This window comes from Xenorhabdus siamensis, assembly GCF_037996745.1.
In the GTDB taxonomy this organism is placed as follows: domain Bacteria; phylum Pseudomonadota; class Gammaproteobacteria; order Enterobacterales; family Enterobacteriaceae; genus Xenorhabdus; species Xenorhabdus indica.
In genome coordinates, this window is record NZ_JBBMXE010000005.1 from 440,593 (window position 1) to 460,809 (window position 20,217).

The following is a 20,217-nucleotide window of genomic DNA, read 5'->3' on the forward strand; positions in this document are numbered from 1 at the left end:
AGTATAGCTAATTGTAAAATGCCCTCTCTTGGTAGAGGGCATTTTTTATTGGGTGGAAAATACAAATGAGACGAATCGTTCATGTTTTTGTAATGGTTTTCTTACTGCCCTTGATATTTTTTCTCAATCCGGCCGTGGCACATCAGCATGACGGATCAAACTATCGTTATATGAAGGTCATCAGGGATAGTGAAATCTATGCCTGGATTGGCGAACATGTCATTCAGGTTGGATTATTCAAAAAAGGGCAAAACCTGAAAGTGACTCAGGAAGAAGGGGAAGACAGTGATTATTACGAATTTAGCTTTGGTAATGGGAAAGGTTATATTGCCAAAGAGAGTTTGAGGAAAATAAAGAGATCAGAATTTCCTATTGATCCTTTCCATACTCTCAATAAAAAAGCATCTCAAGGCTTGGTTATTTTTAAGGACATTCGAGTCTATAGCACACCAAAAGTAGATAACAAACCCATCGCAATTTTGGCAGCAGATCTCCGTTATCCAATTTTGGATAAATTACAAGACGCTTCACATCATATTTGGTATGAAATTAATTTAGGCGATCGCTTGGGTTACATTAGTGACCAAGATGCTGAGTTGGATAATGGTATTCCTGTATTGACTTATCACCATATTCTTAAGGATAAGGAAAATAAACATTTTCTCCATACTTCAACAACCACATCTTTGACTGCCTTTCGTCATCAGATGGCTTATCTGAAACAGGCGGGCTATACCACGATTTCATTGTATGAACTGGAAGGATACCTAAACGGAGATATTAACTTGCCAGCTAAAGCTGTTGCTTTGACGTTTGATGATGGATTGAAATCCGTATACCGGTATGCTTATCCAATATTGAAAGAGAATGGACAAAAGGCAACGCTTTTTATTATTTCATCCCGAATTAAACGCCATCCACAGAAATGGAATCCTAATGGTCTGCAATTTTTAAGTCTTTCTGAATTATACTCCATACAGAACGTTTTTGATTTTCAATCCCATACCCATTTTTTACATCGTTTAGGTAAAAATAAACAACCAATATTATTTAGTCGTTCATACCGCAATATCCTGTATGATTTTGAGCATTCACGCCGGGCATTATCACAATTTAACCCCCATGTACTTTATCTCTCTTATCCTTTTGGTGGATATAACCAGATAGCGATGAAAGCTGCTAAAAATGCAGGATTTCATTTGGCGGTTACTACAGTTCAGGGAAAAGTAAAGTTGGGGGATAATCCTTTCTCTTTGAAACGATTATATATATTACGGACAGACTCCATTGAAAAAATGGCAAAAATGATTTCTAATCGAGCAGATATTGTACCTTTACAGCTTATAGATAACAGGATGTAACATATTAATACATTGCCAGATTTTTAGAGATTCACCATAGTTATAAATGCACAGTTATAAACGTATCTGAATTTATAGGATATAGAGCCTATTCCTTTAGGCCCTAAGTTTATTTATTGAATCTCACTATAGTTTTCGCTGAAACAAGCCTATTCTTTGTTTTTTACCATTTTGATAAATGTTTCTCGTGCGCTTGGTGAGCCAAGACGTTCTGCTTCATCCAATAGCTTCAGTGCCTTATCAATATCACCACTTCGAATCGCTTTTTTAATAGCATCATTGAAATACTGTTCGGTATCACCTAAGACCGGTTTGGTTTCCGGTGTAATAGATGACGGTTGTCCAGAAGGAACAGTATTTAGTTGGGTAGAACCAACAGTCACTGTTTCAGGCTTGGAGGCAGTAAAAGAATGACCAATTAAAATATTTCCAGCATCTCGTTCCGATTTCACTTTCAACGTTAAAGTACCCGTATCGGTATGGCGAGCTATCGGATTAGGGATATTAGGCACAGCATTACCGACTCCCTGTGCATAAGTTTTAGCTGGATCAACCATTTCTGTAGATATTTGTAGATCTGCATGGGTCGTATAAATCAGCATATAAATTTGTTGTTGCCCTAATGCGGGTGTCAGTTTTAATGTTCCCTCAAGCCTGTCTGCCGACATAATACTTGGCTGCTGATAGGTAAAATAATGGCTTGGGTAAAAAGCAGCGGGACGGAATTGTTCATCAAGCACTAACACATTAGGTGAATAAACCTGTCTGTCTTTTATCAGGCTACTCAGGGTTATTTCCAATGCTCCATGATTGGCAGGTAAAGCAAGAGCGGCAACTGCACCTTGGATATTTCCTTGGTTAAGCTGAAGTGATGCGTGATTAAGAGTCACTGTTTGCTTGGCATTGGTATTCACTGATTGCCATGCTAATTTCTGTAAAACGGAGATAGGTAAAGAAGGCGCAACAGAGTTGCGCTTTCTCAAATCAGTTATGGTCTTATCAGAAACTGTTTCAGTGACAGCATAAGTCAGTGTGGGTATGTTCATGCAGAACAAGATACCGAAACAAATAGGAAGCAGTTTGATTCGCATTTTATGACCTTTGCCTGACATTACCACCAAGCCTCAAATTGAGCCCCAAACGTGAATTCATCACTCTTACCACGGCTGAAACGGTGTGCTGGTGTGTCAGAGTAAGCAACGCCATTGGGATTGGCATAACCCCATTTTTCATTCCATTTGGCATAAGTAACAAATAAACGGATAGCAGGACGGGACCAGATACTATCCCCAGCTTGCCATTGCTGTGCCAATGTAATTTTGTATTGATTATTTGTCGCTTTGGTGCGTTGAGATTTCACACTGTCATAGCCAGCTTCCATCAGCGTACTCATAACAGAGGTCCACTTATACATTGGCCGAATCCCAACTGTATACCATGTGGTGCCGTTACGATTGTCGCGATCAATATCCTGATACATAGCCACGTACATCAGATCCCATTTTTTTGCCAGATTGATTGCACCATGATTCAAGATACGCAGCATATGACCATTATTGTTGACGTTGGCTCCTTCTGGACGACCATTATTGCTGGAGGTCATGGAATCAGTTGCATACTGAACAACAAACTTGTTGAATCCTCCCAACATACTTTGTGTGTGTTCAGCCGTTAGCATAACGCCATCTTTGGAGGCGTTTTTATCCAGATGATAGCCTTTGCGCGCATTAGCACGCCCATAGTCAATCCCCAATTCCAGCGTTCCACCATCATTGATAGGTAAATCAGCAAGCCGAATATCGAAAACATCATTAGAGGTGGAGATATCGCCCTGTTTACCTGCAATCCAGCCATATGAGCCACCATTTTCGGTATTGCGAGTCACAGCAAGAGAAAGTTTGCCCAAACCAAGATCAATATTCTCCAAGCCTGCACCAGGGCCAGAGATATCCCAATAATAAAAATCGATCATATGCACATCATGGCGTTGGTAAAAGCGCTTACCTGCCCATAAAGTCGAACCGGGTAGCCAATCAATGATATTACTTGCCTTCACATTCATTTCACGAAGAGCCGGGCTGGTTGATTCCCAATCGCTCTTTTGTGCGATGGAATAGGCCAGATTAGTGTCAAAATAGAAGCGCTTGTTACCTTCCTGCCACAATTCTTGCCCTAATTTTAATTCGGCATAGGTTTCACACTCATTACCGAGGCGATATTTACTTTGTGCTCCTGTACTTTGAGCACATTTTTGTTCACCTCCACTGCCTGTCCAACCGATACCTGAACGGGCATAACCGTGAAAGTCTATCGCAGCGGCCTGTATGGAAAATAATCCAGCCAGTATAGTCAATGAGAGAGGTAAGATACGCATTAATAATTCTCCTGTTATTTTTTTATAGAGTAGATTTAAACTCCTGGTTCTTTATGCAAACGCTGGCATGCCGTTCCATCTTCCCGGAACAGATGGCAGCGATGAGGAGCTAACCCGATCGTGAAGGTTTCTCCTTCTTCCACGAGAACAATATCAGGCCGGAGATAAACGAGGTTTTGATGGATAGCTGATATTTGGATATGGATTTGCGTTTCATTTCCTAACTGCTCTACTAGCTGTATTGTTCCTTCTAGTGTTACGTCAGCAATATCATTGGGCAGTAGATGTTCCGGGCGAATGCCTAGGGATACGTTACTGCCAACGGTGAGGTCTTTACTTTCGACAGGAAGCCAAACATGTTGTCCATTGGGCAGGCTGATTTGCACTTGATCGACGGCGATAGCAGAAACCTTGACGGGCAAGAAATTCATTTTCGGAGAGCCGATAAAACTGGCTACAAAACGGTTGGCAGGGTAGTGATAAATCTCCAGCGGTTTTCCAACCTGAGCAATATTGCCTCCGTTTAATACGACAATCTTATCTGCCAATGTCATAGCTTCGGTTTGATCATGGGTGACATAGATCATGGTGCGTTTCAGGCGCTTGTGCAGGCGTGAGATTTCAATACGCATTTGGACACGCAGGGCTGCATCCAAATTGGAAAGAGGTTCATCCAGCAAAAAGATATTGGGTTCGGCTACCAGAGTTCTACCAATAGCAACTCGCTGACGTTGCCCTCCTGATAGCGCTTTTGGACGGCGATCTAATAAGTGAGCAAGCTGGAGAGTTTCTGCCACTCGCTCTACTCGCTTTTGAATTTCACTCTTTTTAACACCTGCTAGTTTTAAGCCGAAAGACATATTATCTGCTACAGACAGATGGGGGTAGAGCGCATAAGATTGAAAAACCATTCCGATACTGCGTTTGGCAGGAGGGACATCATTTATTTTTTGCCCCGCGATCAATAGCTCACCGGAAGTAATATCTTCCAGCCCGGCAATCATCCTTAATAAAGTTGATTTTCCACATCCTGACGGGCCAACAAAAACCACGAATTCCCCTTCTTCAATCTCAAGATTGAGATTTTTGGAAATAATATTTTCACCATAAGCCTTAGATACATTACGAAATGTGACGCTGGACATGTATTTCCCTCAGTGTTGCCATCCTGGTTTGTAGTGAAAAGCAGATGGCAGGATTGTGTGCAAAATAACAAGAACAAAAATCCTCCATTTCATAGTTTTTTATGGGGGATGAGGTAGGAGGATTAGATTAATAAAATTGAAAAATTCCTTGATAAGTCACGGAATAAGATGTGATTTTAATCCCAAAAATTGATGTCTTTTTAAGGCTAACAGTATGGTTTACAGTACTTTTGTAATCACGCTCACACTCATTTGATGGGAGGCGTAGGATGGAGGAGGATGAGCCTGTTTTCCATTAATTGCACACTGAGGACTATTTTCTGAAAGTGTAATGAGAAATTTAGCTTAAATTAGCAGACGATGAAAAGGACGGAATGATGACAAAAACAACTTTGAAAGTGAGTGTTCGTGCTCTGATGCTTTCCGTTTTATCTACATGGGTACTCTCTGCCCCAGCTTTAGCAAAATTGGAAGAAGGTAAACTGGTAATTTGGATCAATGGGGATAAGGGATATAACGGTCTGTCTCAGGTCGGTGATAAGTTTGCGCAGGAAACGGGCATTTCAGTCAGTGTTGAGCACCCAGACAAACTAGAAGAAAAGTATTCCCAGATTGCTACAACGGGAGATGGTCCTGATATCATTTTCTGGGCACATGACCGTTTTGGAGGCTATGCACAGTCTGGGCTGTTGGCTGAGATCACGCCTGATAAAAATTTTATAGACAAACTGTTTCCTTTTACCTGGGATGCTGTTCGCCATGATGGCAAGATAGTTGGTTATCCTGTTGCAGTTGAAGCACTTTCTCTTATTTACAATAAGGATCTGCTTAAGTCACCACCCGCAACATGGGAAGAAATTCCGGCATTGGATAACGAACTAAAAAAACAGGGAAAGAGTGCAATCATGTTTAATTTACAGGAGCCTTATTTTTCCTGGCCCCTGATTGCTGCTGATGGTGGATATGCTTTTAAGAGGCAGGGAGATACCTACAATATTAAAGATAGTGGTGTAAATCATGCTGGTTCTAAAGCAGGTTTGGCATTTTTAGTCAGCTTGGTAAAAAACAAACATCTCAGTGCGGATATCGATTACTCCATTGCTGAAGCTGCTTTCAATAAAGGCAAAACAGCAATGACGATCAATGGCCCTTGGTCATGGGCGAATATCGACAAAAGTAAGATCAATTACGGTGTCACTCTGTTACCCACTTTTAAAGGTCAACCCTCTAAACCTTTTGTTGGTATTTTAAGTGCGGGAATTAATGCAGCCAGTCCTAATAAGGAATTGGCAAAAGAGTTTTTGGAAAATTACCTGCTGACTAATGAAGGTTTGGCCATGATGGATAAGGATAAGCCATTAGGTGCTGTAGCGTTGAAATCCTATCAGGATATCCTTGCCAAAGATCCTCGAATTGCTGCCACAATGGAAAATGCTCAGAAAGGGGAAATTATGCCCAATATCTCACAAATGAGCAGTTTCTGGTATGGCATGCGTAGCGCCGTACTCAATTCAATAAGTAGTCGACAATCTGTTGATGCGGCTCTCAATGATGCAGAGGCGCGGATAGTAAAATAAACGAATATTAGGCTCCTGATTTTGAAGGAGCTTTTTTATCTGTTGAGGGACAGGTTTGGTCACTGTATTTCAGTAACAGATTCTGAGTAAAGATCTTTTTGTAATGGGAATAGTTATTAATCGGGATAGTAACAGGAAGTGCATAATGTCAACGAGATTGAACAAAAAAGTATGGTGGTCACGTTCTGCCCTGAAACGGCTTGTCGTGGGGCTGATAGCGGGGATGGGCCTATTTTTTACCGGTTATTTGACTGTGTTGATGTATGCACAAGGGGAATATCTGTTTGCTATGCTGACACTGGTATTACTGGGCAGTGGTATTTATATCTTTGTTAATAGTAGAGCTTATGCTTGGCGTTATACCTATCCGGGTATCGCTGGAATGGCTTTGTTTGTATTGTTTCCGCTTATTTGCACCATTGCGATTGCTTTTACAAATTATAGCAGTACCAACCAACTCACCCTTGAGCGGGCTAAGACTGTATTAATGAGTCGTCAATATCAGGCAGGAGAAGCATTTGATTTTAAGCTTTATCCTGAAGCTGAACGGTGGGTTTTGGCATTGAGTATCCCGGATAGTTCTAAGATGTCCAGTTCTAATGTATTGGTATCAGAACCTTTTTCTTTATCTGAATCTGAAAAAGAAGAGATAATTCTGCCATTGCATGAACGAACAGTTGGTTTTGAACTTGGTTTCGAACGTAGTGCTGCTCCATTGCGTACCATCACTCAGAACCGACAGATATTAGGGAAAATTGTGGTGATTTTGCCCGATGGCAGTAAGTTACGTATGAGTTCTCTACGGCAGTTTTCTGGTATACATGCACTTTATACTTTGAGTGAAGATGGTAACGTTCTAACCAACAATCAAACTGGTGTGCAATACCGACCAAATATGGAGACAGGCTTCTATCAATCCATTAATGCCAAAGGGGAATGGGGGCAAGAAACGTTGAGTCCCGGATTTACTGTTTCTATTGGGTGGAAAAACTTCTTGCGGGTGATACAGGATGAAGGGATTCAAAAACCTTTTCTCTCCATTTTTGTCTGGACGGTGATCTTTTCTCTGTTGACAGTAATATTGACTGTGGCGCTGGGTATGATCCTAGCGTGTATTGTACAGTGGGAAGCCCTCAAAGGCAGGGCAATCTACCGAGTATTACTTATCTTACCGTATGCTGTACCTTCCTTTATTTCCATCCTTATCTTCAAGGGATTATTTAATCAAAGTTTTGGCGAAATTAACCTGCTGCTTAATGGGTTATTTGGACTGAAACCGGATTGGTTCACTGATCCGACTTTGACCAGAACTATGCTGATTATCGTCAATACATGGTTGGGTTATCCCTATATGATGATCCTGTGTATGGGGTTGCTGAAAGCGATCCCTGATGATTTGTATGAAGCATCTGCAATGGATGGTGCAGGACCGTTACAGAATTTCTTCTATATCACGTTTCCTTTGTTAATTAAGCCCCTGACACCATTGATGATTGCCAGCTTTGCGTTTAACTTCAATAACTTTGTCCTGATCCAATTACTCACTAAAGGCGGACCAGATCGTATTGGCACAACAACACCTGCGGGTTATACCGACCTCTTAGTCAGCTATACCTATCGTATTGCGTTTGAAGGTGGTGGAGGACAAGATTTTGGGTTAGCGGCGGCGATAGCAACGTTAATTTTCCTGCTGGTGGGAGCTTTAGCAATCATTAATCTGAAAACCACACGTATTAAATTTGACTAAGGAGATGGCAACATGGCAATGGTGCAACCTAAATCGCAACGGTGGCGAGTATGGGTAACACATATACTCATGCTGACTTTTATCGCTTTGATTTTATTTCCATTACTGATGGTTATTGCTATTTCCTTACGACCAGGAAATTTTGCTACAGGGAGTCTTATTCCGGAGACGATTTCCTGGGAGCACTGGAAATTGGCACTTGGCATTAGTATAGAATCCGCTGATGGGCGTGTTACATCTCCACCATTTCCCGTGATGTTATGGTTATGGAATTCTGTAAAAGTTGCACTTATTACTGCCACGGGGATTGTTGCTCTATCAACAACATGTGCTTATGCCTTTGCTCGTATGCGTTTTCCTGGCAAAAGTACCTTGTTAAAAGGAATGCTGATTTTTCAAATGTTCCCAGCTGTTTTGTCATTGGTGGCACTATATGCTCTGTTTGATCGACTAGGGGAATATATTCCTTTTATCGGGTTGAATACCCATGGCAGTGTGATCTTTGCTTATATGGGGGGAATTGCTCTGCATGTGTGGACGATAAAAGGTTATTTTGAAACGTTAGATCGTTCTTTAGAAGAAGCGGCTATGTTGGATGGGGCGACATCGTGGCAAGTTTTTCGTTTGATACTTTTACCTCTTTCTGTCCCAATACTGGCAGTTGTATTTATTCTGTCTTTTATTGGGGTGATTACTGAAGTGCCAGTGGCGTCGCTATTGTTAAGTGATGTGGACAATTACACATTAGCTGTGGGTATGCAGCAATATCTTCATCCACAAAATTACCTCTGGGGTGATTTTGCAGCGGCTGCCGTACTTTCTGCTGTGCCTATCACCGTGGTTTTCTTACTTGCTCAGCGCTGGTTAGTGGGAGGGTTAACAGCGGGTGGCGTGAAGGGGTGACTATCTGATTGAAAGTCAACCAAAGTAAGGAGAATTTAAGTTGGAACTTCGTACCGGAATAATTGTGGTACGAAGTTTAATACTAAATACTTGCGGAGAATTTCAGACCAGAGGCGTGGATCACACGAGTAATGGTATGTTTGTGCTTATATTTAGCAAAATTGCCGTAAGCCTGCCCTAGTACAAATAGTTATTCAACTGATTACGACATCACCTTTCTGTGCTTATCCACTGTTTCCAGCAAGTGATTTACACGCTCATCTTTGAAAATAGCTTCCAATGTAACAGCTAATTTACGTCGCCAGTTTGGGTATTCCCTGATTGTGCCGGGAACATTGACAGGATGTTCCATATCTAACCAATCTTCGGGTTGTAAGCCTAATAAAGCACTGCTGCTGCTGGCGAGATAATAGTGTATGTCATGATTAATGGAGATTAATATCTGTGATGATGATGCCTCTTGCGGCAATTGAATTGGCGTATTTGTTATGAACGATGATTCAGAAAGATAGCCAGAGCGGTGTAAACCTGCCAATAGCTTTTGCTTACAGTGTTCGCGTTCATCATATAACTCAGCAAGTAGCGTGTTATCTGGATATAAGCCGATTGATTCCCCCAGTTTCAGATCTCCACATTGCCAAAACCCGCGTAATGTTGGTAAATCATGGGTGGTGATAGTTGCCATAGCTTGTGTGGTATATTCATTAGGTGCCTTAAATTCTCCTTGTCCGTCACGCTCGAAATAAAATACCTTATAAGAATAAACACCACGGTCGCGTAATTTCCCGACAATCTCTTCTGGTACAATCCCTAAATCTTCACCTATCACCATGCAACAGTGGCGTTGGCTTTCCAGTGCCAGTATTGCCAGCAGATCATCAACGGGATAGTGAACATAAACCCCTTGGGCTGCGCTTTCGCCTTGTGGGATCCACCAAAGCCTGAGCAGTGCCATCACATGATCAATGCGTAATGCACCGCAGTGACGCATATTGCTACGTAGTAATTCAATAAAAGGCTGGTAGTGTTGGGTCTGTAACACGTGAGGATTCATCGGTGGAAGTCCCCAGTTCTGCCCTAGTGGCCCCAAAATATCCGGTGGTGCACCAATGGATGCTTCAGTGCAATAAAGCTCTCGGTTCTCCCAGGTTTCTGAACCGCCTTGCGCCACACCGACGGCCAGATCACGATAAATACCAATTGGCATAGAACTGTTTTGGCTTTCACTGAAACAGTCAGCTAACTGACTATCAGCTATCCATTGTAGCCAAAGAAAAAATTCCACTTCCTGTGAGTGGGTATGACAAAATTCCTGAACGGTATCGCTATCCGGTTCACGATATTTTTCTGGCCAGACGGGCCAACCCCAATAAGCATGGTTTTCACTGTACAGTTTACAGAGCAGGGCATCATAGACAGCCTGTGAATACAGGCTATTACCACCTTGAGTAATAAATTGCCGGAAAGCGATGTTAAGGGGATCTGCATCAATTCGGGTATTGAATTGCTGATAAGCCAAACGTAGCGCCGTCATTTTTAATGCCATTACGGTGGAATAATCGACCCATTCTGTTTGGCGGGCATACTGAAGCTTGTGCTGAGTTTCCGGTGATCGCCACCATATTTGAGCTTCACTACAGGATTTAAAGTCTTCTACCTGATTTACATCAATATAAATGACATTAAGCCAATGGCGGGATGAAGGACTATAAGGGCTGGCGTTTTCAGGCATGGCCGGATACATTGCATGTAGCGGATTCAAGCCGATAAAAGCCCCTCCGCGTTGGGCCAGTTCTCGCAACATCTGTTTTAAATCACCAAAGTCACCGATTCCCCAGTTATTTTCTGAACGCAGAGTATAGAGTTGAACACAAGCTCCCCAAAGTTTATGGCCTTTCTTTAAAGGCTTTGGTTCATAACAGCGTTCTGGTGTGATGATGATCTGTATCGTGTGATGTTGTGCATCATCTTTTTGCTCTGATATAGGTGTCAAAATAAGAGTGTGGTAACCCAGAGGCAAAGAGGTCGGCAATGTAAGCTGATACTGGCAATTTCCATGTAAATCTTCTCCTTGTTCTGTTTGTATCTGCCATTGATATTGTATTGAGTTATCCAAAGTCAAAGTAAATGCTTTGCCTTGCATCAATACCTTAACTGTAGGTAAGGACAGAACAGAGAGGTCAGAAACCGGTCTTTTGACCGGTATATTTGCCCCCATAGCTTGTAAAATCCGATGCCTTATTTGAGCAGGAATAGCCTGTGGTTTCCCGTAAGCATTAATATATTCAGTGGCAATACCAGCTTCTGTTGCCAAATCATCAAGGCATTTATTTTCCATGACGGATCCTTATCTCATCTGCCAGATACGCTGTTGATAATCTTGAATAGTTCGGTCAGAGCTGAATTTTCCCATACGGGCAGTATTAAGGATCGCGCTCTGTGTCCAACAGTGGGTATTACGGTATAGGGCATCGATCCGCTGCTGAGCAGCGCAATAATCAGCAAAATCTGCTAGTACCAAATAAGGGTCACCGCCATCGATCAGGCTATGCAGCATTAAAGCAAATGCTTGTGTATCTCCATGACTGAATTCACCGTTGGCAAGAGAATTGAGGATGTCTTGTAGGTGACTGTTTTGTTCGAGAATGCTTTGTGGGTTATAGCCATTTTTCAGTAATGCTTTTGCTTCCTCGACTGTATGCCCGAAAATAAAAATATTATCGTTGCCAACTTGTTCAGCTATTTCGACATTCGCACCATCCAGTGTGCCGATAGTTAGTGCTCCATTTAAGGCGAGTTTCATATTACCTGTACCGGAGGCTTCTTTTCCGGCTGTAGAGATCTGTTCTGATACATCGGCGGCAGGGATCATTAATTCAGCTTTAGAAACATTGTAATCAGGAATAAAGGCAATTTTTAGGCGATCACGTACGATCGGATCATAGTTGATCTTTTCGGCTGCATGGTTGATGGCTGAGATAATATTTTTTGCCAGATAGTAACCTGGGGCGGCTTTAGCACCGAATAGGAAAACACGTGGGTGAATATCTAATGCTGGGTTTTCCTGAATTTGTCGATAAAGAGAGAGGATATGCAGCAGATTCAAATGTTGGCGTTTGTATTCATGCAGTCGTTTGATTTGTACATCGAAAATGGCATGGGGATCGAGTTTAAGCCCCATCACTTTATTAACGTAGTTGGACAGGCGGATTTTATTGTCTTGTTTTACGCCCCGATAAGCTTCATGGAAAGCCGTATCATTGGCATGGAGTTCGAGTTTTTTTAACGCGGTAATATCGTTGATCCATTCGTGGCCTAATGTCTGATCAATCAAAGAGGAGAGTGCTGGATTGCACTGTTTTAGCCAGCGGCGTGGTGTAACTCCATTGGTTACATTATGGAATTTTGCTGGCCACAATTGATGATATTCAGGGAATAGGTCTGTCACAATCAAAGATGAATGCAGAGCTGCAACTCCATTGACTGCAAAACAGGCTACAACACAGAGATTAGCCATCCTCACCTGATGATCATGGATAACAGCCAGTTTTTCCCATACTTGTTGATTATCTGGCCAGTTTTGTTCCACTGTTTTACGGAAGCGACGGTTTATTTCCTGGATAATACGGTGGTGGCGTGGCAGTAATTCACTGATTAGATGTTCGTCCCAACGTTCTAAACCTTCTGGTAATAGGGTGTGGTTGGTATAAGCGAAGGTTTGCCCAGTAATGGCCCATGCAGTATCCCAATCCAATTGGTGCTCATCAATCAGAAGACGCATCATCTCAGGAATGGCAATGGTTGGATGGGTATCATTGAGCTGGATAACTTCGTACTGCGGTAACTCTTGTATTTTGCGGCCAGCTTTTTGATGACGGCGTAGAATATCAGCTACAGCACAGGCGCACTGGAAATACTGCTGCATCAGGCGCAGGCGTTTTCCGGCCTCATGATTATCATTCGGATAGAGGACCTTGGTCAGACTGGTGGCTTCAATGCCTTGTTGCTCAGCATGCAGGAACTGCCCATCATTAAACAGGGATAAATCAAAGGGATTATCGTGAGTTGCCAGCCACAGACGCAGGGGTTGTATAACACCATTATCATAACCAATCACAGGTAGATCCCATGCTTCTCCTGTCAGCGTAAAATCAGGTAGCCAGGTTTCACGACCTTCTGCTGTTGTGACAATTTTACCGCCAAAACTGACATTAACTTTCAGTTGTATGTTGTGGTAAAACCACGGATAGGTATTGCGTTCCCAATCATCAGGAGCTTCAATTTGTAGCCCCTGTTCGAAAGATTGCCGGAACAGACCATATTGGTAATTGAGTCCGTAGCCGGTTGCTGGTTGCTTAAGGGTTGCCATCGAATCAAGAAAACAGGCTGCCAGACGCCCTAATCCACCATTACCCAAAGCAGGATCAACTTCTTCTTCCAGCACATCACTTAATACCACGCCATATTCGGCTAAATAAGTCTGGACATCATCATACCAGCCGAGGTTAAGCAAATTGTTAGCAGTCAAACGGCCGATGAGAAATTCCATCGAAATGTAGTTTACGTGTCGTTGATTGCCTTTCGAGCTATCGATGTGGTTTGGATTATCAATTTGATGATTACTGCTTTGGCGATAAGTAGGCAGTAATTCCAAAAGCGTGGTACTGATAGCTTGCCACCACTGATGTGTTGTCATTTCCTGTGCTGAATCAAGGCCAAAGCGCTGCCACTGACGGGTAAGCGTAGCCTGGAATATGGCTTTATCGAGTTTGGGCTGTTTCATGGAGTCTTCATCCTGAGGAAAATATAGAGATTATTTAGCCTGATATGCTGAAGGCTCAGTTGGCAAGACACATCATCCTGTAAGGATATTCACGGGGATGAGTATCAGGGCGTAGCTATTTTTTTCGGATGCTTTCGCAATTCTATCGGGAACAAGAAACGTTTCAGATAAAGAATGTGACAAGGTGCAACTTAACACAATGAAATCAATCAACCTAATTGCAAAAGGCGGGCGTTTCTCTAAATTTGGTTGTTCATTAGCAAATGTTACTGATTTTGATTGCTTAATAACATCGAAACAAGGTTTCAGGAATCAGCTTTACTCGTTATTTATGAGGGGAGGAAATAATGCTTATCCCGTCGAAACTCAGTCGCCCCCTTCGCCTCAATAATATGGTTATGCGTGAGCGTCTGTTAAAACAGCTTAATGAAGCACAGAATTATCGATTGGTGCTAATAACCAGTCCGGCAGGGTATGGTAAAACTACGTTAATGTCACAATGGGCTGCCGGACAGGATAATCTGGGGTGGTATTCTCTGGATGATAGTGATAATCAGCCGGAACGTTTTGCCAGCTATCTGATTGCTGCTGTCCAACAGGCGACACAGGGGCATTGTGTTAAAAGTGAAGTATTAGCGCAAAAACATCAATATGCCAATTTACCTGCACTGTTTGCACAATTATTTATTGAACTGAATGAATGGAAACAGCCACTGTTTTTGGTGATCGATGATTATCATCTGATAGTGAATAAGCTTATCCATGAAGCCATGCGTTTTTTTCTACGCCATCAGCCGGAAAACCTGACGTTGATTATCCTTTCCCGTCATTTACCGTCATTGGGAGTTGCCAACTTACGTGTGCGCGAGCAATTGTTGGAATTCGACAGTCAGCAGTTAGCTTTTAATGATCAGGAAGCTCAGCAATTTTTTGATAAACGGCTGGCCAAACCATTAGAGGCTGATCATTGCAGACAGTTATGTCACGACGTGGGAGGGTGGGCGACGGCATTGCAGTTAATTGCTCTCTCTGCCCGTCAGGCAGGTAATACAGCAGAAATGTCGGCAAAACGTCTCTCAGGAATTAATGCCTGCCATTTGTCAGATTATCTAGTGGACGAAGTTTTAAACCGCGTTGATCAGGAAACACGGGAGTTTTTGCTACGTAGTTCTATCCTGCGTTCGATGAACGATGGATTGATTGTCTGTCTGACAAGGATGGAAAATGGTCAGCAACGCCTTGAAGATATTGAACGTCAAGGGCTGTTTATCCAGCGTATGGATGATTCCGGAGAGTGGTTTTGTTTTCATCCTTTGTTTGCTTCATTCCTTCGCCAACGTTGCCAGTGGGAAATGGCGGCGGATTTACCGGAATTGCATCGTGCGGCGGCAGAAGGCTGGTTGATGCAAGGGTATCCGGGAGAAGCGGTTCATCATGCTTTGGCGACAGCAGATACGAATTTGTTATGTGATATTTTGCTGCAACATGCATGGGAGTTGTTTAACCACAGCCAGTTATCACTATTGGAAGAGTGCATGAATGCTTTGCCACATGAGCAGCTATTGGAAAATCCGCGTTTGGTGCTATTACAGGCATGGCTGGCGCAGAGTCAGTATCGGCATTATGAGGTCAATGCGTTATTGAATCAGGCAGAGCGATCTTTGGAGCAAAAAGAGATAAAGGTTGAGGCTGAATTACTGGGAGAGTTTGACGCATTGCGTGCTCAGGTCGCGATTAATGACGGCAGGCCAGATGATGCCGATTTACTGGCTGAAAAAGCGTTAGCAAGTCTGCTGCCTGATAATGAATATGGCCGTATTGTCGCGATGTCAGTGAAAGGGGAGGTATTGCACTGTAAAGGGGAGTTGTCTCGTGCATTAACATTGATGAAGCAGACAGAACAGCTTGCCCGCCACTGCCATGTTTACCACTATGCTTTATGGGCATTATTGCAGCAAAGTGAAATCTTACTGGCCCAGGGATATTTGCAGACCGCCTATGAAACTCAAAATCACGCTTTTGACTTGATCCGTGAACAGCATTTGGAACAGTTACCTATGCACGAGTTTTTGCTGCGTATTCGTTCACAGCTTTTGTGGTGTTGGGCGCGTATTGATGAATCGGAGGAATCGGCACGTCGTGGTTTAGATGTGTTGTCTGACTTTCAGCCTCAGCAGCAATTACAGTGTCTGACTCAACTGGCAAAATGCTCTTTGATTCGTGGAGATATTGATAATGCCCGCCGTCATTTATCCCGGTGTGAGAATCTGCTCAATAATGGGCATTATCACCGTGACTGGCGAACAAATACTGATAAATTGCGGGTCATTATCTGGCAACATCTGGAGGATAATGTTTCAGCGGCACAATGGCTGGTTCAGGCAGAAAAACCTGACAGTTTCAGTAATCATTTCAACCAGAACCAGTGGCGAAATATTGCCCGTGCTCAGATCTTGCTTGGTCAGTATGAAGAAGCGGAAGCTATTTTGGAAACGCTGAATGAATATGCTTTAAAGCTGGAACTGGTAAGCGATCTGAATCGCAATTTATTGTTATGCAATTTACTTTACTGGCAGCTTGAGCGTAAGGCTGAAGCACAACAAGTGCTGATGGAAGCCTTGCATTTGGCTAATCGCACGGGGTTTATCAGTCATTTTGTGCTTGAAGGTGAGTTAATGGCTCAGCAATTGCGCCAGCTCATTCAACTCAATATCTTGCCTGAATTTGAGCAACATCGGGCGCAGCGTATCTTGCGGGAAATCAATCGCCAGAATCGGCATAAATTTGCTCACTTTGATGAAACTTTTGTTGAGCAGCTTCTTACTCATCCTGATGTCCCTGAACTTATTCGTAATAGTCCATTAACTCAACGTGAATGGCAGGTATTGGGGTTAATTTATTCTGGTTACAGTAACGAGCAGATTGCTGTTGAACTGGAAGTGGCAGCGACGACAATTAAAACTCATATCCGCAATCTGTATCAGAAAATGGGGATTACCCATCGTCAGGAAGCTATTCAGCAAGCACAGTATTTAATGCAAATGATGGGATTAGGAGTCTGATTAATTTTTTCCTTGTGTGATATTACTGTTAAGAACATAAATAAATATGAATAAATAAAAATATAACTTAAAAATATTAAATAATTTTTAAAACTATTTGATGTTTTTTATGGGCTTTTTGTGATCGACATTACATTTGAAAGAGGTCTAATCTTATTCTCCATAGTTAGCGTGTTTTTTGTTAAATATAACTAATGATGGAGAGTGATTATGAAAAATGACTATCACCTTAAAGAGAATCATTTCGAAGAAATGCTTTCTCGTTATGTCGGTCATGGCCCGTATTTGGTCATTGATGGTGAAAAATATATTGATGCGGCATCGGGAACGTTTAATTTGCCGCTTGGTTACACCAATCATAGGATCGCCGAAAAATTAAAGCAGCAGATTGATAGATGTACGCATTTGAGTTCTGCCTATACACGAGAAATATCGCAGTATATTTTGAGTAAGTTGGTTAAACATACCCCTAAAGGGATAGACAGAATTTGGTTACGGGATGTTTCTGGCTCTGGTGCTGTGGAGTGTGCCATTCGTATTGCTCAAAAAGCGACAGGACGTTCGGGCATCGTTTCTTTCTTTCTTGCCCATCATGGTCAGTCTCTTGCTACAGCGCAGGTTTCTGGCAATGCGTTCCGGCTTAAAAATTTTCATATCAATATCGAAGGCTCCATAAAAATTCCAGCACCGAGTAGTGTCATGGCTGAACCCCCAGATGAAGCAACACAGTATATCGATCTGGAGCAGTTCATTCAGTTGGGCTCAAGCGACAATATCGCATGTCTGATTATTGAACCGATTCAGGGGAATGGCGGGAATATTGTTTTCCCCGTGGAGTTCTATCGCAAGATCCGGGAGATTTGCCACCAGCATGGCATCATTATTATTGCAGATGAAGTTCAGACCGGGTTTGGGCGTACTGGTACTTTCTTTGCTTCTACAGGTTATGCCAAAGAACTAGAGCCAGATATTATCGTTTTTGCCAAAGGTGCAGGCGGCATTGGCATCCCAACCGGCGGTGTGCTTATGCGTAGTTCATTGGATGTATTGGAATCATTCGAGCATTCAAGCACTTCTGGCGCTAATCCGTTGTCTTTGGTCGCGCTAAACGAAATCATCGATATTATTGAAGATGAACATATCTTAGAAAATGTACGTCAGAACGAAACCTTCCTGCGTAACGGGTTACTGGATTTACAACATAAGTATCCTGAAATCACCGGAGTCAGGGGTATTGGTTATATGTTTGGTTTTGATACGCCAAGTCCAGAGTTTGCAGCAAGGGCGATTGCGGTTGCCAACTACCATAAACTTATCCTGCGTGGTTCGCGGTATGGTAAAGGGCGAGCACTCAAGGTACGTCCTCCTTTGATTTGTACACAAGTGCACTTGAACGAAATCCTCCATAAATTGGATCTGACGTTTGCTGAGCTGACAGTTTCTGCCCAAGGACACAGGGAGGTTGCATAATGAAAGCGCTTAAATTTAATCAAGTATGGGATATTCAAGTCCAGGACGTTGAGCCGTTGCACTGTATTGAACCGGATGATGTGGTGGTGAATATCGCTGTATGCGGAATATGCGGAACTGATGTAGGCATTATCACGGGTTCTTACCCTGTTGCAGTACCGGGAACGACATTAGGTCATGAAACGACAGGCGTTGTGGCACAAGTGGGTAGTGGAGTGACGCGTTTTCAAGTTGGTGATCGTGTAGTCATTAACCCGACATACTCTTGTGGGTGTTGCAGAATGTGTCAGACAGGTAACCCAAACCATTGTGAGAAGAAAATGGGTACAGAAGCGGGTGTTTCCTATGATGGTGCATTTGCTGAGCAGTATCTGGCAAAAGAGGGTTCACTGATTAAATTGGAGCCTCATGTCAGTATGGAAGCAGCTTCATTGACAGAGCCATTAAGCTGTACATTGACTGGCGTGGATAAATTGGGAATTACCCATACCAATATTCGTGCAGTAGTAGCAGGTGCAGGACCGATGGGGATGCTCTATCTTTGGGCGTTGCATGAGCGTGGCGTTAAGGCGTTCATGATTGAGAAAAACCCGAATCGTATCCAATTTGCCCGTCAGAATTTACCTGCGGAATGCCGATTATATACTGATTTTGATGAAGCGCTGACACAGGAATACGGCGATAAATCCGCATTAATAGACCTGTGTGTAGATACTACAGGGCAATTGACAGAGTATATTTTCGGTCATTTGGCACCGGGAGGTAAGTTGTTGAATGTTGCTTTAAAAGACAAACATGCCAATCTTGATATCTTAAAAATTGCGGATAAAAGCCTTTCTGTGATTGGTTCTATTGATTCCCTGAACAACAGTTTTGAACGGGCTTACACTATGATCCGTGATGGTGTGATCCCGGCAGATCGCCTGATTAGTCATGTTTTTGATTTTGATGATTATCAGCAGGCATTTCTGACTGTTGGTTGTGATGTTGCAGGCAAGGCTCAAATACCGCTTAGTACGCCAAACTGTAAGGTGTTAATTCGTGTAGCTGATTTGAAATAATTGATAAGTATTGGAAGAGTGATGATGGATAAATTCAATGTCATTTTTGATATCGACGGGGTCATTGTTGATAGTGAACAGCTACATTTTGATGTGCTGTGTGAACTGGCACCTGAACAGACACGCGATATTCAGCCACAACAACTGATCGGCCTGAGTCTGGCAGAAACACTGAATGTGATCGGTGTTCCATCACAAGTACAGCAAAGCATTACCAACAGGATTATCTCGGTTTATCAAGATAAATTATCTACACATTACTTGCGACCAGGCGTTGCTGGCTTGCTAACAGCCTTACAGCAAAATGGAGTTGCTTTTGGCTTTGTTTCGACCGCCCCACGCGAAGTGTGTTTGGCCAATCTTGGGTTGTTGGGCTTGGCGGAAGAACCAGCGTTAATTTCTGGTGATGATGTTGAACAAACCAAGCCTTTTCCCGATCCCTATCTGGCGATGCTTAAATTGAAAAGAATGGAGGTTCAGCAGACTTTAGTCATTGAAGATACTGATTTGGGAATTATGGCAGCAAAACAAGCGGGTATTCCACAAATATATGCCTGGCCTCATGTCTTGTCAGTAATGGAACAGTATAAGCAGGCAACGTGTGTTATTAAGAGTCTGACAGATATTCCTCAATTTGCAGGGTTAATCTCAATATAATCCCCAAAAATTTTTAGCCAGTATGATTTGGGTTTTATGTCCCAAGCTAATGCTCTTTTCAAAAAATCGAGAAGGGC

The 20,217-nt window shown here is 42.7% G+C and carries 13 protein-coding genes; 8 read left to right on the plus strand and 5 right to left on the minus strand.

The genetic code is table 11. The features are described 5' to 3' along the window. The first annotated feature begins 92 nt into the window (after positions 1–92). Positions 93–1,361, plus strand: a complete 1,269-nt coding sequence (locus AAC852_RS05860; protein ID WP_422824258.1) for a polysaccharide deacetylase family protein — start codon at positions 93–95, stop codon at positions 1,359–1,361. 149 nt (positions 1,362–1,510) lie between these two features. Here AAC852_RS05860 and malM read toward each other — a convergent pair whose 3' ends face one another. Genes malM through malK form a run of 3 tightly spaced genes read right to left on the minus strand, consistent with a single transcriptional unit; the run spans position 1,511 to position 4,880 of the window. Next, a complete protein-coding gene (gene malM, locus AAC852_RS05865; protein WP_340620206.1) occupies positions 1,511–2,452 on the minus strand; it encodes a maltose operon protein MalM in 942 nt (313 codons plus the stop codon). Between the two features lie 20 nt (positions 2,453–2,472). Next, positions 2,473–3,735 carry a maltoporin gene (locus AAC852_RS05870; RefSeq protein ID WP_340620207.1) on the minus strand — a complete coding sequence of 421 codons (1,263 nt, stop codon included), beginning with the start codon at positions 3,733–3,735 and terminating at the stop codon, positions 2,473–2,475. 35 nt (positions 3,736–3,770) lie between these two features. Next, complete coding sequence (gene malK / locus AAC852_RS05875) at positions 3,771–4,880, minus strand: maltose/maltodextrin ABC transporter ATP-binding protein MalK (RefSeq protein WP_340620208.1); 1,110 nt, start codon at positions 4,878–4,880, stop codon at positions 3,771–3,773. Positions 4,881–5,257: 377 nt separating this feature from the next. On the opposite strand from malK, the gene malE reads away from it, so the two are divergent. From malE to malG, 3 genes are all read left to right on the plus strand, one after another. Continuing rightward, positions 5,258–6,457: a maltose/maltodextrin ABC transporter substrate-binding protein MalE gene (gene malE / locus AAC852_RS05880; RefSeq protein WP_340620209.1), complete on the plus strand. Its 1,200-nt coding sequence runs from the start codon at positions 5,258–5,260 to the stop codon at positions 6,455–6,457. Between the two features lie 145 nt (positions 6,458–6,602). Beyond that, the gene (gene malF, locus AAC852_RS05885; protein WP_340620210.1) at positions 6,603–8,204 is read left to right on the plus strand and encodes a maltose ABC transporter permease MalF; all 1,602 of its coding nucleotides are present in this window, start codon (positions 6,603–6,605) and stop codon (positions 8,202–8,204) included. Positions 8,205–8,216: 12 nt separating this feature from the next. Then, positions 8,217–9,107 (plus strand): maltose ABC transporter permease MalG, encoded by an 891-nt coding sequence (gene malG / locus AAC852_RS05890; protein ID WP_340620211.1) that lies wholly within the window; start codon positions 8,217–8,219, stop codon positions 9,105–9,107. Between the two features lie 202 nt (positions 9,108–9,309). Here malG and malQ read toward each other — a convergent pair whose 3' ends face one another. Next, positions 9,310–11,445 (minus strand): 4-alpha-glucanotransferase, encoded by a 2,136-nt coding sequence (malQ, locus tag AAC852_RS05895; protein ID WP_340620212.1) that lies wholly within the window; start codon positions 11,443–11,445, stop codon positions 9,310–9,312. 9 nt (positions 11,446–11,454) lie between these two features. Then, on the minus strand, positions 11,455–13,890 hold the full coding sequence (gene malP, locus AAC852_RS05900) for a maltodextrin phosphorylase (protein ID WP_340620213.1): 2,436 nt from the start codon (positions 13,888–13,890) through the stop codon (positions 11,455–11,457). 347 nt (positions 13,891–14,237) lie between these two features. Here malP and malT point away from each other — a divergent pair, with 347 nt between their 5' ends. The 4 genes from malT to AAC852_RS05920 all read left to right on the plus strand — a co-directional run bounded on the left by malT (position 14,238) and on the right by AAC852_RS05920 (position 20,140). Then, positions 14,238–16,952, plus strand: a complete 2,715-nt coding sequence (gene malT, locus AAC852_RS05905; RefSeq protein ID WP_340620214.1) for an HTH-type transcriptional regulator MalT — start codon at positions 14,238–14,240, stop codon at positions 16,950–16,952. Between the two features lie 210 nt (positions 16,953–17,162). Beyond that, a complete protein-coding gene (locus AAC852_RS05910) occupies positions 17,163–18,422 on the plus strand; it encodes a class-III pyridoxal-phosphate-dependent aminotransferase (protein WP_340620215.1) in 1,260 nt (419 codons plus the stop codon). Next, positions 18,422–19,483 carry a zinc-dependent alcohol dehydrogenase gene (locus AAC852_RS05915; RefSeq protein ID WP_340620216.1) on the plus strand — a complete coding sequence of 354 codons (1,062 nt, stop codon included), beginning with the start codon at positions 18,422–18,424 and terminating at the stop codon, positions 19,481–19,483. Before AAC852_RS05910 ends, AAC852_RS05915 begins: the two co-directional genes overlap by 1 nt. 24 nt (positions 19,484–19,507) lie before the next feature. Beyond that, a complete protein-coding gene (locus AAC852_RS05920; RefSeq protein ID WP_340620251.1) occupies positions 19,508–20,140 on the plus strand; it encodes an HAD family hydrolase in 633 nt (210 codons plus the stop codon). The last annotated feature ends 77 nt before the right edge of the window (positions 20,141–20,217 follow it).